17 protein-coding genes are annotated in these 14865 nt (G+C 61.7%); 6 read left to right on the top strand and 11 right to left on the bottom strand.

What is annotated here, in order from left to right; genetic code table 11:
* Positions 1 to 52: 52 nt before the first annotated feature.
* On the bottom strand, positions 53 to 1702 hold the full coding sequence (locus tag MGEO_RS09965; protein ID WP_085636658.1) for an electron transfer flavoprotein-ubiquinone oxidoreductase: 1650 nt from the start codon (positions 1700 to 1702) through the stop codon (positions 53 to 55).
* Positions 1703 to 1976: 274 nt separating this feature from the next.
* Between MGEO_RS09965 and greA the strand changes: the two genes are divergently transcribed.
* The gene (gene greA / locus MGEO_RS09970; protein ID WP_085636660.1) at positions 1977 to 2447 is read left to right on the top strand and encodes a transcription elongation factor GreA; all 471 of its coding nucleotides are present in this window, start codon (positions 1977 to 1979) and stop codon (positions 2445 to 2447) included.
* Positions 2448 to 2463: 16 nt separating this feature from the next.
* The gene (locus tag MGEO_RS09975; protein WP_106299141.1) at positions 2464 to 3468 is read left to right on the top strand and encodes a hypothetical protein; all 1005 of its coding nucleotides are present in this window, start codon (positions 2464 to 2466) and stop codon (positions 3466 to 3468) included.
* 84 nt (positions 3469 to 3552) lie between these two features.
* On the opposite strand, the gene MGEO_RS09980 is transcribed toward MGEO_RS09975, so the two are convergent.
* The 4 genes from MGEO_RS09980 to MGEO_RS09995 are packed head-to-tail and all read right to left on the bottom strand — an operon-like array spanning position 3553 to position 7665.
* The gene (locus tag MGEO_RS09980; protein WP_085636664.1) at positions 3553 to 5673 is read right to left on the bottom strand and encodes a molybdopterin-binding protein; all 2121 of its coding nucleotides are present in this window, start codon (positions 5671 to 5673) and stop codon (positions 3553 to 3555) included.
* The gene (mobB, locus tag MGEO_RS09985; RefSeq protein ID WP_085636666.1) at positions 5670 to 6161 is read right to left on the bottom strand and encodes a molybdopterin-guanine dinucleotide biosynthesis protein B; all 492 of its coding nucleotides are present in this window, start codon (positions 6159 to 6161) and stop codon (positions 5670 to 5672) included. Before mobB ends, MGEO_RS09980 begins: the two co-directional genes overlap by 4 nt.
* A complete protein-coding gene (mobA, locus tag MGEO_RS09990) occupies positions 6158 to 6790 on the bottom strand; it encodes a molybdenum cofactor guanylyltransferase MobA (RefSeq protein WP_085636668.1) in 633 nt (210 codons plus the stop codon). Before mobA ends, mobB begins: the two co-directional genes overlap by 4 nt.
* On the bottom strand, positions 6787 to 7665 hold the full coding sequence (locus MGEO_RS09995; protein WP_408607493.1) for a formate dehydrogenase accessory sulfurtransferase FdhD: 879 nt from the start codon (positions 7663 to 7665) through the stop codon (positions 6787 to 6789). The genes mobA and MGEO_RS09995 overlap by 4 nt, the downstream gene beginning before the upstream one ends.
* Positions 7666 to 7727: 62 nt before the next feature.
* On the opposite strand from MGEO_RS09995, the gene MGEO_RS10000 reads away from it, so the two are divergent.
* Positions 7728 to 8435 carry an AzlC family ABC transporter permease gene (locus MGEO_RS10000; protein ID WP_085636672.1) on the top strand — a complete coding sequence of 236 codons (708 nt, stop codon included), beginning with the start codon at positions 7728 to 7730 and terminating at the stop codon, positions 8433 to 8435.
* Positions 8432 to 8755, top strand: a complete 324-nt coding sequence (locus MGEO_RS10005; RefSeq protein ID WP_085636674.1) for an AzlD domain-containing protein — start codon at positions 8432 to 8434, stop codon at positions 8753 to 8755. Before MGEO_RS10000 ends, MGEO_RS10005 begins: the two co-directional genes overlap by 4 nt.
* 4 nt (positions 8756 to 8759) lie before the next feature.
* On the opposite strand, the gene MGEO_RS10010 is transcribed toward MGEO_RS10005, so the two are convergent.
* The 4 genes from MGEO_RS10010 to MGEO_RS10025 all read right to left on the bottom strand — a co-directional run bounded on the left by MGEO_RS10010 (position 8760) and on the right by MGEO_RS10025 (position 10563).
* Positions 8760 to 9386 (bottom strand): hypothetical protein, encoded by a 627-nt coding sequence (locus MGEO_RS10010; protein WP_085636676.1) that lies wholly within the window; start codon positions 9384 to 9386, stop codon positions 8760 to 8762.
* A 19-nt stretch (positions 9387 to 9405) separates the two neighbouring features.
* On the bottom strand, positions 9406 to 9540 hold the full coding sequence (locus MGEO_RS10015; protein WP_085636678.1) for an aa3-type cytochrome c oxidase subunit IV: 135 nt from the start codon (positions 9538 to 9540) through the stop codon (positions 9406 to 9408).
* 86 nt (positions 9541 to 9626) lie between these two features.
* Positions 9627 to 10085 (bottom strand): DUF6173 family protein, encoded by a 459-nt coding sequence (locus MGEO_RS10020; RefSeq protein ID WP_085636680.1) that lies wholly within the window; start codon positions 10083 to 10085, stop codon positions 9627 to 9629.
* A 13-nt stretch (positions 10086 to 10098) separates the two neighbouring features.
* Positions 10099 to 10563 carry an Lrp/AsnC family transcriptional regulator gene (locus MGEO_RS10025; RefSeq protein ID WP_085636682.1) on the bottom strand — a complete coding sequence of 155 codons (465 nt, stop codon included), beginning with the start codon at positions 10561 to 10563 and terminating at the stop codon, positions 10099 to 10101.
* A 112-nt stretch (positions 10564 to 10675) separates the two neighbouring features.
* Here MGEO_RS10025 and MGEO_RS10030 point away from each other — a divergent pair, with 112 nt between their 5' ends.
* Both MGEO_RS10030 and MGEO_RS10035 read left to right on the top strand, forming a co-directional pair.
* On the top strand, positions 10676 to 10897 hold the full coding sequence (locus MGEO_RS10030; protein WP_085636684.1) for a DUF6356 family protein: 222 nt from the start codon (positions 10676 to 10678) through the stop codon (positions 10895 to 10897).
* A complete protein-coding gene (locus tag MGEO_RS10035) occupies positions 10897 to 11685 on the top strand; it encodes a class II glutamine amidotransferase (protein WP_085636686.1) in 789 nt (262 codons plus the stop codon). The genes MGEO_RS10030 and MGEO_RS10035 overlap by 1 nt, the downstream gene beginning before the upstream one ends.
* A 150-nt stretch (positions 11686 to 11835) precedes the next feature.
* Here the strand turns inward: MGEO_RS10035 and MGEO_RS10040 are convergent, their stop codons facing one another.
* A complete protein-coding gene (locus MGEO_RS10040) occupies positions 11836 to 13002 on the bottom strand; it encodes a DNA recombination protein RmuC (protein ID WP_085636688.1) in 1167 nt (388 codons plus the stop codon).
* Positions 12999 to 14843 (bottom strand): DNA mismatch repair endonuclease MutL, encoded by a 1845-nt coding sequence (mutL, locus tag MGEO_RS10045; protein WP_085636690.1) that lies wholly within the window; start codon positions 14841 to 14843, stop codon positions 12999 to 13001. The genes MGEO_RS10040 and mutL overlap by 4 nt, the downstream gene beginning before the upstream one ends.
* Positions 14844 to 14865: the final 22 nt, after the last annotated feature.

The following is a 14865-nucleotide window of genomic DNA, read 5'->3' on the forward strand; positions in this document are numbered from 1 at the left end:
TTCGGCACGCGCAACCAAAGCAAAAGGCCGGGCATTGGCCCGGCCTTTGCTCTTACATATTCGGGTAGTTCGGTCCGTCCCCACCCTGAGGCACCGTCCAGGTGATGTTCTGGCTTGGGTCCTTGATATCGCAGGTTTTACAGTGGACGCAGTTCTGGAAGTTGATGACGAATTTGTCGTCGCCTTTCTCGTCCTTCACAAATTCGTAAACACCAGCCGGACAGTACCGCGCGGACGGTCCACCGTATTTCGGAAGGTTCACCGACACCGGAATCGACGGATCTTTCAGCTTGAGATGCGCAGGCTGGCTTTCCTCGTGATTGGTGGCCGAGAAGGACACGTTGGTCAGGCGGTCGAAAGACAGTTTTCCATCTGGTTTCGGGTAATCGATGGGCTGGAACTTGGACGCCTCGCCGGTCGCTTCGGCGTCGGTCTTTCCGTGGCCCATCGTGCCCAGCAAGGAAAAGCCCAGCGTGTTGGTCCACATGTCGAACCCGCCAACGGTGAGCGAGGCCAGAAGACCACGCTTGGACCAGAGCGGTTTGACGTTGCGCACCTTCTTGAGGTCAGTGCCAATCGCGCCTTCGCGAACCTCTTTTTCGTAGGCAGACAGCTCGTCCGACGCACGCCCGTCCTGAATGGCGGCATAGGCCGCTTCCGCCGCAGCTTTACCGGACAGCATCGCGTTGTGGTTGCCCTTGATGCGCGGCACGTTCACCATGCCGACCGAACAGCCCAGCAGCGCCACACCCGGCGCCACCATTTTCGGCATCGACTGGTAGCCACCTTCGGAGATCGCCCGCGCACCATAGGCCACGCGCTTGCCGCCCTTCAGAAGCTCGGCCACCATCGGGTGATGCTTGAAGCGCTGGAATTCCATGTAGGGATAGAGGTGCGGGTTCTCGTAGTTCAGATGGACCACGAAGCCGACATAGACCTGATTGTTGTCGAGGTGGTAGATGAACGATCCGCCCCCGGCGTTAGAACCCAGAGGCCAACCCATCGTGTGGGTGACAGAACCTTCCCGGTGCTTGTCCGGGTCGATCTCCCAGATTTCCTTCATGCCGATGCCGAATTTCTGCGGTTCCTTGCCTTTCGACAGGTCGAATTTCTCGATCACTTCCTTGGCGAGGCTGCCGCGCACGCCTTCGCTCAGGAAAACGTATTTGCCGTGCAGTTCCATGCCCGGCTCATAGCCCGGCCCCGGGGTACCATCGGCGTTCTTGCCGAATTCACCGGCAACCACGCCTTTGACTTCGCCATTTTCGCCGTAGACGATTTCGGAACAGGCCATGCCCGGGAAAATCTCGACACCCAGTTCTTCCGCCTGCTCAGCCATCCAGCGGCAGACATTGCCCATCGACACGATGTAGTTGCCGTGGTTGTTCATCAGCGGCGGCATCGGCCAGTTCGGAATGCGGATCTGGCCCGCTTCGCCCAGCATGTAAAACTTGTCTTCCTTTACCGGAACATTGAGCGGTGCACCCTTGTCCTTCCAGTCAGGGATCAGCGCGTCCAGTCCGCAAGGATCGAGCACCGCACCCGACAGAATATGCGCGCCCACTTCGGAGCCCTTTTCCAGGACCACGACATTCAGTTCGGCATCCAGTTGTTTCAGTCGGATGGCAGCAGAGAGGCCAGCGGGGCCTGCACCCACGATGACAACGTCATATTCCATCGCTTCGCGCGTGTGTTCGCTCATGTCGGGCTCTTTCCTGAAGTCTCGTCTCAAAAACCTGCCCGGTGACGTACCCTGCGCACCCCGGACGGTCAATTGCGACACCACGTTACAGCCTGTTTTCCGGAGGAAATGCCCCTTTTTGATGCGCCGGGGCCTGCCGAGCCACCGCAAGCCCCCTTGCGTTTTTGCGACGGGTCAGGTCACTGTTGCGCCAAAGTAGATGACATGTTTAGACCGCGCCAATGTTAAGCGGCGCCAGAGTATCCGCTCTGCCGAGCAAAAGGGAAACCGTCCCATGGAAAAGTTACCGATGACCCGCGCGGGACACGCCGCGCTCGAATCCGAATTGAAAATGCTCAAGTCCGAAGAGCGTCCCGCCGTGATCAAGGCGATTGCCGAGGCCCGCGAACTGGGCGACCTCAAGGAAAATGCGGAATACCATTCCGCCCGCGAAAAGCAGGGATTCATCGAAGGGCGTATCAAGGAACTCGAAGGTGTACTGAGCCTGGTCGAGGTCATCGATCCAACCAAGCTCTCCGGGCCAATCAAGTTCGGCGCAACGGTCACCTTGGTGGATGAGGACACGGACGAAGAAAAAACCTGGCAGATCGTCGGCGAACACGAGGCCAATATCGAGAAAGGCCTTCTCAACATCAAGTCGCCCATCGCCCGCGCCCTGATTGGCAAAGAGGAAGGCGACAGCGTGGAAGTGCGTACGCCGGGTGGTGACAAATCGTACGAAGTTGTGAAGATCGAGTATATCTGACAGCCCGAGGCCCAGTATGGCACAGAGCAAAGACGCCCGCCCAGGACCGGTTTCCATCCCGAGCCCTCCAGCGAATTCCGGCGGATTGAGCGGAATTGAACTGACCGCTGCGGCGCTCAGTCTTCTTTGGCTCGTGATCTCCGGGGCCTTCTTTCTTTTCTCCGGCACCGAAGGCGCAGATGGCATCCGCTTTTTGCTGATCCTGATGGTGATCTTCTTTCCCGTGGGAATGATCTGGGTCGCCGCCCTCGGCGCGCGCGCGTCGCGGATCATGCGAGAGGAAAGCACCCGCCTTCAAACCGCGATCGACGCAATCCGCCATGCCTACATCACACAGAACCAGGCCGGCGGCCGTGATCAGGCACCGCATCCTTCGATCGTAAAAAAACTGGAAGAAATCGCAGACGCGCAGAAAAAGGCAGAGACCACTCTGGCGATGTTCACGTCGACACGGGCCGCGCAGATCGCGGTCCACGCCGCCGCACCGGATGCCGAACCCGGAGATCAGCCCGCCCTCGCATTGGGCACTCCCGCAGAGGCGCTGCACCCGCCGCTGTCAAATGCCGATTTCATCCGCGCGCTGCACTTCCCGGAAACCGCCGACGATCAGGAAGGCTTCGCCGCCCTGCGCCGTGCGCTGAAGGACCGTCCCTCGGCTCAACTTGTGCAGGCGGCGCAGGATGTGCTGACCCTGCTCAGCCAGGATGGCATCTACATGGACGATCTGCGCCCCGACATGGCGCGCCCGGAACTCTGGCGGCGGTTCGCCAAAGGGGAACGCGGGCGCACCATCGCCGCCTTGGGTGGCGTGCGTGACCGCTCGTCGCTGGCCCTGACGGCTGGCCGGATGAAGCAGGACCCGATCTTCCGCGATGCGGCCCATCATTTCCTGCGCCTGTTCGACAAGGGTTTCGCACGGTTTGAAAGCAATGCGACCGACACGGAAATCTCGGAATTGGCGGGCACCCGAACAGCGCGTGCCTTCATGCTCTTGGGGCGTGTGACCGGCACCTTCGATTGATCCCACGGCCAGTCACCGTATCTTAACGCTTCCCTGACATTTTCACGCGGGGCACCGATTTTTCGTCGAAAAATCGGGCCGCAGTCAACACAGGAACGAGGAAAAGGGGATGTAGCGGACAGGATCGCCCGGCTGCACGTGCACCGCACCGTCCGGCAATTCGACCAGCCCTTCGGCCCAGCTCAATCCGCTGATCCGCCCGGACCCCTCGGATTTGAACACCTCCGCGCGGCCATCCCGAATGCGCGCCCGCAGATATTCCCGCCGCCCCGGCTTCTTGCGCTTTTCGAACGCCGCAGGAACCGTGAACCCCTGAGGCGCGGGCCATCCAGCGCCCGAAAGCGCGCCCATCGCCGGGCGCGCGAAGATCAGAGTGCAGACAAGGGCTGCAACCGGATTGCCCGGCAGGCCAAAAACTGGAACGTCTGCCCAAAGGCCCAACGCCAGTGGGCGGCCGGGCTTCAATGCGATCCGCCATTCCTGCATCGCACCGGTTTCGCGCAAGAGTGCCGAAATATGATCCTCATCCCCCGCCGATGCCCCGCCCGAGGTCAGGATCACATCAGCCCGCGCAGCCGCCTCATCGAGCGCCGAGCGCACTGTTGTCCGATCATCCGCCGCACGGCCCATATCGACGACCTCGAACCCGAACTGTGCGCAAAGGCTGAGCAGCATCGGTCGGTTTGCATCGAAAATCTGACCCTCGGCAGCCTGCGCACCCGGTTCGACAATTTCGTCCCCCGTTGACAGCACCGCCACCCGCAGCCGTTTGCGCACCGCAAGCGCGCCATGACCCACAGCGGCCGCAAGCGCCAGATCGGCGGGTGTCAACACACGCCCCGCGCTCAACGCCAGCTCTCCTTGGGACACGTCTTCGCCAGCCTTGCGCGTGTTGGCCCCGCGCTTCAGAGGCCCGCGAAAGGCCACATGCCCGTCGCCCACGCGCACGTCCTCGTCCAGAACCACAGTGTCCACGCCGTCGGGCAGGTCCGCCCCGGTAAGCACGCGGATCGCATTCCCTTCAGGAACCACACCGGCAAACGGCGCACCCGCCGCCGCACGCCCGTCAACCAGCGGCAAGACCTGCGGCCCCTCTCCGATGGCGGCACCGGCGAAACCGTAACCGTCCACTGCCGTATTCGGATGCGGCGGGTTCGACCGCTTTGCCACCAGATCATCCGCCAGAACACGCCCCGCCGCCTGCATCAGCGGCACTGTTTCGACACCCACCACCGGGGTCATCCTGTCGCGCAGTAAGGCCAGCGCATCATCCACCGGCGTCCAATCCACACCAGCAGGCAGCGCGAAACAATCGTTGCGCAAGGGCGGGGGTTCCAATGCCACTCGACCGCACGCCACAGAGGTCAGTTCTTCGGAGTGCCCGGCACCGAGTATCCAAGCTTCCTCACGCGCGTCGGAGCCGTGATCGGCCAGCATCGTCTGCAACCGCTCGGCCGACAGCCCAGCCAGCGCCCGCGACAAGAGCCGAACCTGCGCCGCGTCGCGTATCTCGTCGCCTTGAGCCTCTTTCACCGCCGGTTCGATCAATCCCGGCCAAATTTCTGTCAACACGATCTGCGCATCAGACCAGTCCTCAAACGGCCAGACCGATACACCCGCACGCCGCCGCAATCGCGCGAGCATCGGCAGACCCATCAGAACCTGACTTCCCACAGTCGGGTTAAAGAAGAGTTGAAAACAGGAGGACGAAGCTTTTGCCGCCAGATCGCAGGCCCGCCGCTCAGCGCACAGCTCATAGGAAATGCCCGCCTTGCGATAGGGGATATCCGGCCAGCCGTCTTCCAGCGGCTTCCCCCAGAACGGCCCCGGACCGTCAAACAGGCGGTTGATCTCGGACGCCACATCGAAGCGGTTGTTTTCACCCGCCTCGCTGTCGGTGATCCGCGCCTCGAGCCAATCCCAGAACGCCAGCGGGTCATTTGATCCGGTCACATGGCGCACAAAGCCACGCGGATATCCAAACGGGAAATCGAACCCTATCAGCACACGGCGCCCAGCCTGCGCCTCGGCCTCAATAAACCCCGATAACCACTCTTCCGCCTCGACCCGCGACCGGCAATAGACCGGCGCCTGCTCGTCGCCAGCGCGCACAACCCCGATCCAGATCGCATCTTTTGAGGGCTGTGCAGGCGCGCGTTTGCCTGCCGACCAATCGACAATCGCAATCGTGTCGAAGCCCGTCAAAGCCCAACCTCTGTCAGGATGAAATCCGCAATCGCCTTCGTGTCGTCGAGGTCAAACACCGGACGGTCCAACTCCATCGGCGTGTCGCTTGCCACGGCGCGTATCGTCGGGTCGCCCGGCGCGATCAGATCGTTGCCGGTCTCGGCCCGGAAGGCCTCGACCTTGGGATGACGGTCCCGCTTGTAGCCTTCGACCAGAACCAGATCGACCGGCATCAGTTTGGACAGCAACTCTTCCAGCGTTGGTTCCGCCTCATCGCGCAGCTCGTGCATCAGCGCAAAGCGGTTACGCGAGGCCAGAAGCACCTCGGTCGCCCCGGCGACCCGGTGGCGATGGCTGTCCTTGCCAGGATGGTCCACATCAAAGGTGTGATGCGCGTGTTTGACCGTCGACACAGTAATCCCGCGCCCGGTGATCTCGGTCACCAACCGCTCCATCAACCCGGTTTTACCGGCGTTCTTCCACCCGGTGACCCCGTAAATCTTCATACCATCGCCTCTGCTGCCTCAAGGTCTTCGGGCGTGTTCACGTTGAAGAACGGATCACCCTGATCCGTCTTGAACACCGCCTCGCGTCCCCCGTGTTTTTCGGTCCAGATCACCACTTTCTTGATCCCATCCTCCAAGGCCGCGCGCAGATCATCGCGCAAAGCCACCGGCCAGAGGCCAAAGGTCGGGTGACGGATCAGGCCGGATCGGCTCATGGACTTGGTCTTTTCCTCACCACGCGGCGTCGCGGCGAGAACCAAAGGATGCGCCATGCCCTGTGCCTTGTCCTGCAACACCGCGACCAGATCGTCGGGGAAAAACGGCGTGTCGGCGGCGACGGTCACAATCGCTTCTGCGCCCTGCTCCGCAGCCCAGTCGAGTCCAGCCAACACGCCTGCCAGCGGTCCAGGGAAGCCCTCGATGCTGTCGGGCAGCACGGGCAGTCCAAACCCATCAAACCGCGCCGCATCACCGTTGGCGTTTAGCGCCATGCCAGCCACCTGCGGCTGCAACCGGTCGATCACGCGCTTGAGCAGCGTCTGCCCCCCAACAGACAACAGCGCCTTGTCGCCGCCGCCCATCCGGGTTGCGAGACCACCGGCAAGGATCACTCCCAAAGGCACACTCATTCCGCGCTCTTCCTGCGGTTCTTCCTGCTTTCCTCGGGCACAGAGTCCGGGTCCATATCGCGCACCAATCGTTCCTCACCCGACAGGCAGACAAACCGCTTGCCGCGCATTCGCCCGATACAGGTCAGACCCACCTGCCGCGCAATCTCGACACCCCAGGCGGTAAAGCCCGAGCGCGAGGCCAGCACCGGGATGCCCATAAGCGCCGTCTTGATCACCATCTCCGACGTGAGCCTCCCGGTGGTGTAAAGGATCTTGTCCTCCGGCCCGACACCTTCCTGAAACATCCAGCCCGCGATCTTGTCCACCGCGTTGTGACGGCCCACGTCTTCCATGTAGACCAGCGGACGATCCTGATGGCAGAGCACCGTGCCGTGAATCGCCCCCGCCTCAAGGTACAGCGACGGCGTCGTGTTGATCTTGTGCGCCAACGCATAAAGCCAAGAGGTGCGCAGTTCGACTTGCGGCAACACCACCTTGTCGAGCCCCTCAATCATGTCGCCGAACACCGTTCCCACGGCACAGCCGCTGGTGCGGGTCTTTTTCTTGACCTTCTCTTCGTAGCTGGTCTGCCGCTCAGTGCGCACCACAACAACTTCGAGGTCGTCGTCATACTCGACCTTCGTCACCACATCGTCGTCGCGCAGCATGCCCTGATTGCGCAGGAAACCGACCGCCAGATATTCGGGATAGTCCCCGATCGTCATCGCCGTCACGATTTCCTGTGAATTCAGGAAAATCGTCAAAGGCCGCTCTTCGACCACGCTGATCTCGGTTTCGGCCCCGGTATGATCGGTGCCCACCACCCGGCGCGTCAGCCGCGGTGCGCCCGGATCAGGCGCAATCAGGTAGTCCCGCAACACGTCATCCGGCATGGATTGCATCTCCCCTCGTCCAAAGCTACGTCCGGTCCGAACACAGCAGACGAGGCACAGTGATGGCGGCAGGGACCGCAATGTCAAGCTACTGGCGGGGCGTCCGGGATGGGCTGCCCTTTCTGGCCGTCGTCGGCCCCTTTGCCATGCTCTTTGGCGTGCTCGCCACCGAAGCCGGGCTGGCCGTGCACGAGACCATGGGCTTTTCCATTGTGGTGATCGCGGGCGCTGCCCAGTTCACTGCGCTGCAACTGTTGAACGAAAACGCACCGACACTTGTGATCATCGCTAGTGCGCTTGCCGTGAACCTGCGGATGGCGATGTATTCGGCGTCGATCACCCCGCATCTGGGGTCCTTGCCGCTCTGGAAACGCGGGATCGCGGCGTATTTTCTCGTCGATCAGACCTATGCCGTTTCGCTGATCGACTACGAAAAGAACCCGGATCAAACCACCGCCGAGAAATTCGCGTTCTTCCTTGGCGTCATGACCCCGATCTGCCCGCCCTGGTATCTCTTTACCTTTCTCGGTGCGGTTCTTGGTGAAACCATTCCATCAAGCTTCGGACTCGACTTCGCACTGCCCATCGCATTCCTCGCGATGATCGGTCCGATGCTGCGCACACCGGCGCACAGGATCGCTGCGCTGGCCGCCGTGGTACTGGCTCTTGCCTTTGCGTGGCTGCCGTTCAACGCGGGTCTTTTGGTGGCGGGGCTGGGCGGCATGATGGCCGGCGCACAGGCCGAGGTCCGTCTGGGGATCAAACCATGAGCGACACAACCCAACTCTGGGTCATCATCATCGCGCTTGGACTTGGCAGCTTCGGCATGCGCTTTGCGTTTCTGGGGCTTGTCGGAGACCGGGCCATGCCCGAATGGCTTCTGCGCCACCTGCGCTATACGGCAGTCGCCGTGATCCCGGCTCTGGTGGCACCTTTGGTCGTCTGGCCGACCGCCACAGGCGGCGAACCGGACGCAACCCGCCTCTCTGCGGCGGTCGCCACTTTTGCCGTAGGCTACCTGACGAAAAACGTCTTTGCTGCGATGGGTGTCGGCGCGGCGGTGCTCGTAACGCTGAGCGCGCTGCTCTGACCGGTCACTGCCCGATCAGCGCCTGTTCGTACTGCGCGATGGCAACCGCCTTGTCGTCGTCGTCGTTCTCGAAGATGCGCGTGGTGGTCACGCCGGGCAGCTTCTCGAAATCGTCCATCAGTCGCTTCGGGAACCATGTGGAACCCACCGACTCGAACCCCGGCAATTGCCGCAGGATGGCCGCCGTGCTCAGCGCACACTGAGCCGATGCCACCGGTCCGTTGGCCACCGCAAGCCGCAGCGCGCGCTCGGCCACTTCGGGCGGAACCTCGATTGTCTGGATGACAACGTGGTAGGTCTTGCGTGCATGGGCGCGCGCATAGAAATCTGCAACGCCCGGCGTGATGCCATAAAGCACATCGTCCCGCTCGGGGACTGCGCGCAACCGGACCGTTCCAGCCGGATCAAAGATCACCCGCTGCGATCCATTGATCATCAGGCTGGTATGCGCCCCCGCTCCGGACCGGTTGTTGATCATCGTGTAGAGCGTCAGCGCCGTCGGGCCTTCGTGGCGGTAAGATGCGCTGCTAATCACTTCGGGCGAGGCATCCGGGCGCATATCCGCGCCCGCGCCACAGCCCGCAAGGGCCAACATCGCCAATCCGGTCAAGAGACGCGCAGATCCGATCATGTCAGCCCGGCTCCCGATCTCAGGAGTTGAAGATCGCGAGGAAGATCAGAACACCGATCGAAACCGCCGCAACGCGAATCGTCCAACGGATGAAGCCGTCGAACGTCTTTTCGTGTTCGGAAATATCCATGGTGCCGTGCTTGTGTTCTGCCATTTGAGACATCCCTTACAAATGTTTTCTTGTCGCTACCCGATTTGCCCGACCATGTCACCCATGCCAAGCGCGCAGTGTGTCGCGCCTCAGGTCGCCTGTTCCAATTCTGCCGCAAGCTGAAACCCGATACGGCGCGGCTCTGTATCCTCGCGCAGAATCGGCAAAGCGCGAAGCGCCACGTTGAGCTGCGACACATGCTGGATCAGCTGCATACGGCCCCCCTCTTCGTCTGATCCGTAGAAGGTCAGAATGTCAGGGTCGAAATAGCACAGCCCCTCGATCCGCAGCACACCGGTTTCATTCCCGGCAAAGCCCATCGCCACCTCGTGTTCGTTATCCAGTTGCTCCTCGAAGTTCTGGATATAGAGGATCAGCCGCTCATAGGCCCATTCAGCCGCGCTTTTCTGTTTGACGGGCTTGCGCGTCACCACTTCCGGCAAGGGCTTCTCGCCGGTTTCACCACAGCCCACGGCATGTGCCTCGACCTGACGCGGCAGCGCATCGTTCTCTGTCGCCTCTGCGGTGGTCTGAATATCCTGGCTCATAGGTCTCCGCCCCTCAGATCGGCAATGCGGTGGTTTCCTTGATCTCTTCCATAACGAAACTCGCCGAAATATCCGAGAGCGGAATCCGCGCGATCACGCGCTTGTAAAAGGCGTCATAGGCCGGCACATCGGCCACACGCACGCGCAGCAGGTAATCCAGATCGCCGGTCATCCGGTAAGCCCCCACAACCTCGGGCATGGCGCGCACGGCCCTGTGAAACCCCTCAAGCCATTCCGCATCATGGCGCCCGGCGCGGATCATCACCATCACTTCAAGCGGGCAGCCCAGCCGCGCCGGATCGGCCAGCGCCACGCGTCCCGTGATGACCCCGGCCTCTTCCATCAGCTTGATCCGCCGCCAGCAGGCATTACGCGACAGCGCGACCTTTTCCGCAATGACCTCGACGCTCAGACTGGCATCGCGTTGCAGAATTCGCAGTATCGCCCTGTCGAAACCATCCAATTCCGCAGCTTTCATGAGAATTTTTCCCAATAATTCCGCCCTACGATATGAAAATTGGGAAGATAGCGCCAGCGAAATCCATCATATTTCACCCACTCACGGAACGCACCAAAACGAGGGCAGATCAATGGCAGACACAGGCTCCTTCCTGCACAGGGTATTCATCGAACATCCCGAAACAGTGGACGAAACCTATTTCGAACATATGCGCTTCGCCGCCGGTTTTGCCTTCTGGCTGTCGGTTGCGGCAGGCGCGGCGGCCATTCATGCCCTGATCCCGGCCATGTGCGAAACCACTGCAAGCCGCATCCTCAAAAGGCTCCACGCCAAAATGGAACGCCGCCACTGATGTGTCGCCTCGCCGCGTATATCGGACCTCCGGTTGCACTTTCGCATGTCATCGTCGAACCGTCCCATTCGCTGCTGGAGCAAAGCATCCACGCGACCGAAGCAAAGCTCGCCGTACAGGGCGACGGGTTCGGGTTCGCGTGGTATGATCACGAACAGCAAATGGGCCTCTATCGCGATGTGCTTCCTGCATGGTCCGATGGCAACCTGCTCAGCCTGTGCAGGATGATCCGCTCTCCCCTTTTCCTGGCGCATGTTCGCGCATCCACGTCCGGGGAAACCTCTCGGGTCAATTGCCATCCCTTCGCGCATGGGGACTGGTGCTTCATGCACAATGGTCAGGTACCGCGGATCGAACATATCCGTCGCCCCTTGGAGTCGACCCTGCCCGACGATCTGTATGCGGCGCGCCGGGGAACAACGGATTCCGAACTGATCTTCCTGCTTCTGCTCGCAAACGGACTGCGCGAAGATCCCCTGAGCGCTGTACGCACGGTGATCGACCTGCTGCACAGCTTCAGCCTGGGGCATCCTGCGTCAGACGCGATACGGTTGACCTGCGTTCTCAGCGATGGCGAAACCCTTTACGCCTTCCGCCATGCCAGCGACATGCGCGCGCCGACGCTTTATTTGAAACAGCTTTGCGATGGAGGCCGCATCCTTGCGTCAGAACCGCTGGAGCCGACACGCGACGGATGGATCACTGTTGGGATGGATCAGTTTGTCACGATCTCGGGCAACGACCCCGAGTTTGCAGACATCTTCGGCGCATGTGCCGAGGTGGCGTAAAACCAAGCCTTAACAAATAGTTAAAAGGTCCGAAGTGGACCTAATGTTTCGCGCGCGAAACAATTTGAGCGGGTTTCGCCTTTGGCGAACAGACCATCCGGAGGATGGTTCGAGGCGAGAACGGGCAAAGCCCCTGGTACGCTTTCTGACCTATTCTCCCGGCGGCTTGGCCAGCCGCACAACCGGGCTCGGTTCTTCCTTGGCCAACTCCTCGAAATCGAAATTGTCCAGCCTGCGCGCCCGACGCCCGGCTTTGTCGGCGCTGATCTTGATGTCCGCGATATCTTTCGCCGCCTGCCCGAAATGACGATCCAGATTGTCCACCCGGCTGCCAAGCCGCTCCACATCCGCATACAGCAGGTGCAGCTCTTTACGGATCGCACCCGCCTGTTCCCGCATCCGCGCGTCCTTGAGGATCGCACGCATCGTGTTCAGTGTCGCCATGCAGGTCGTCGGAGACACGATCCAGACCCGCGCATTGAACCCCTCGCGCACAACTTCGGGAAAGTTCGCGTGCAGTTCCGCATAGACCGCCTCGGACGGCAGAAACATCAGCGCGCCGTCGGCGGTCTCACCTTCGATGATGTATTTCTCTGAGATGTCCTTGATGTGCTTTCGCAGCGAAAGCCGCAATTGCTGCGCCGCGCGGTTCAGCTGATCCTGCGTATCCGCACGGCGCAGGTTCTCATAGGCTTCCAACGGAAACTTGCTGTCGATCGCAATCGGCCCCGGCGGGTTTGGCAAGTGGATCAGGCAATCCGCCCGCTTGCCGTTCGACAGGGTCGCCTGCAGCGTATAGCTGTCCTTGGGCAGCGCCTTGCCGACGATGTCGGTCAGCTGAATCTCCCCGAACGCCCCGCGCGTCTGCTTGTTCGACAGGATGTCCTGCAGGGACAGCACGTCGCCCGACAGCTTGGTGATGTTCTCCTGCGCCTTGTCGATGCTCTGCAAGCGCTGCTGCAATTCACCCAAAGACTGCGCCGTGCGGCGGGCCGAGCCGTGCAGGTTCTCGTTCATCTGCTCCTGCACCTGCGCCAGCCGCCGCTCCATCAGTTGCAGCATCGCGGTCTGGCTTTGCGCCTGTGCCTCGCTCACATGCGTCAGGCCACCGGACAGCCGTTCCTGCCCGTCGCTCAATGACTGCACCCGCTGCCCGACCTGCGCGAGTTGGTAGACCAAAGGCTCACTGAGTTTCGCAGCGCGACGCGCGGACAGGAGTGACATGATGAGCAGCAGCAGAACCAAGGCCCCCAGTGCCAAGCCCAGCAGAACGACCGGATCGCTCAGGTCGAGGATGAGATCACCGATCTGGATCATGTGCGGCCAAACAGTCTTTCGATGTCACTGAGTTTCAGTTCGACATAGGTGGGTCGACCATGGTTGCACTGGCCGGAATAGGGGGTCGCTTCCATCTCGCGCAGCAGAGAGTTCATCTCTTCCGCCCGCATCTGACGGCCCGAGCGGATGGAGCCGTGACAGGCGACCCGGCTGAGGATCGCGTCGATCCGCTCCTGCACCGCGCGCGCTTCGCCCTGATCGTCGAGTTCATCGAGAATGTCACGCAGCAACGCGTCAGCGTTGACCTCCCCCAGAATGGCCGGGGTTTCACGGACGACCACGGCCCCGTTGCCGAAGGGTTCGATGGTCAGACCCATGCGGGTCAGGTCGTCAGAGATCTCAAGCAGCCGGGCACTGTCGCCTTCACTCATCTCGACCACATCCGGGATCAGAAGCGCCTGAGCAGACACACCGTTCTGCGCCATCTGGGTCTTGAGTTTTTCGTACACCAACCGCTCATGTGCGGCGTGCTGGTCAACGATGACGATCCCGTCCTCGGTCTGGGCGATGATGTAATTTTCATGCACCTGTCCCCGCGCCGCCCCAAGCGGCAGGTTTTCGCGAGGGGCCTCGTCGGCTTCGGGCGCGCGCTCTTCGACCTCGACCACTCTGCCGGAATAGCTCGATTGCATGTCGGCAAATCCCGGTGCCTGAGCCTGATAGGCGGTCTGTCTCGCTGCGAAACTCGGGCGGTCCATCTGGTAAATGCGCGGTTGCCCCTGCGGAGCCTCGGGCCGCATCGCGCCCAAAGTGGCCCCCGCGACCGTCGTGGACGCGCGGTGCCCCGCCTCTGCCAGAGCGTGACGCAGGGCCGACACGATCAGACCGCGTACCACGCCCGGCTCGCGGAACCGCACTTCGGATTTCGCGGGGTGTACGTTCACGTCCACCTTGTGCGGATCGCAATCGATAAAGAGCGCCACCGCCGGGTGCCGGTCGCGGCTGAGGAAATCGGCATAGGCCCCGCGCAGCGCACCGATCAGCAGCTTGTCGCGCACAGGGCGGCCGTTGACGAAAAGGAACTGCGCCACCGCAGCACCGCGTGAATAGGTGGGCAACCCGGCCAGCCCGGTGAGGCGGATGCCTTCGCGCTCTGCGTCGATGGGCACGGCGTTGTCGGTGAACTCGCGTCCCATCACTTGACCCAGCCGACCACGCAGCGCGTCGAAGAGATCGCCCGTCACCGCATCGGCACGGAAGGTCACGCGCCCTTCACCACCACCCGACACATCGCGCAGGGTGAAGCTGACTGAAGGTTCGGCCATTGCCAGCCGTTTGATCACGTCCGAGATCGACTGCATCTCGGCCCGATCAGATCGAAGGAATTTCAAGCGCGCAGGTGTGGCGAAAAAGAGATTGCGCAGGGTGACGACGGTTCCCCGCGAGAGTGCCGCAGGCTTTACAGGATCGACCTTGCCACCTGTAACAGAAAGCTCGGCTGCGTCATGCCCTTCGGCCCGGCTGGTGAGGGTCAGGCGACCGACCGCGCCCAGCGACGCCAGTGCTTCGCCGCGAAACCCGAAGCTGTGGATGTTGAGCAGGTCGGAACCGTCAATCTTGGAGGTCGCGTGGCGCGCAATCGCCAGCGGCAGTTCCTCGGGCGGGATCCCGCAACCATCATCGGTGACGCGGATCAGGGTCTTGCCTCCATCGGCGATGGCCACATCAATGCGCGTGGCCCCGGCATCGACAGCGTTCTCGACCAGCTCCTTGACGGCTGAGGCCGGGCGCTCCACCACCTCTCCCGCAGCAATGCGGTTGATCGCGCTTTCCTCAAGGGGTTGAATTGCGGCGCGTATATTGGGTGCGTGGGAGTTCATGCCACGAGATGTAGCATGGGTT

Source organism: Marivita geojedonensis (assembly GCF_002115805.1).
Taxonomy (GTDB): domain Bacteria; phylum Pseudomonadota; class Alphaproteobacteria; order Rhodobacterales; family Rhodobacteraceae; genus Marivita; species Marivita geojedonensis.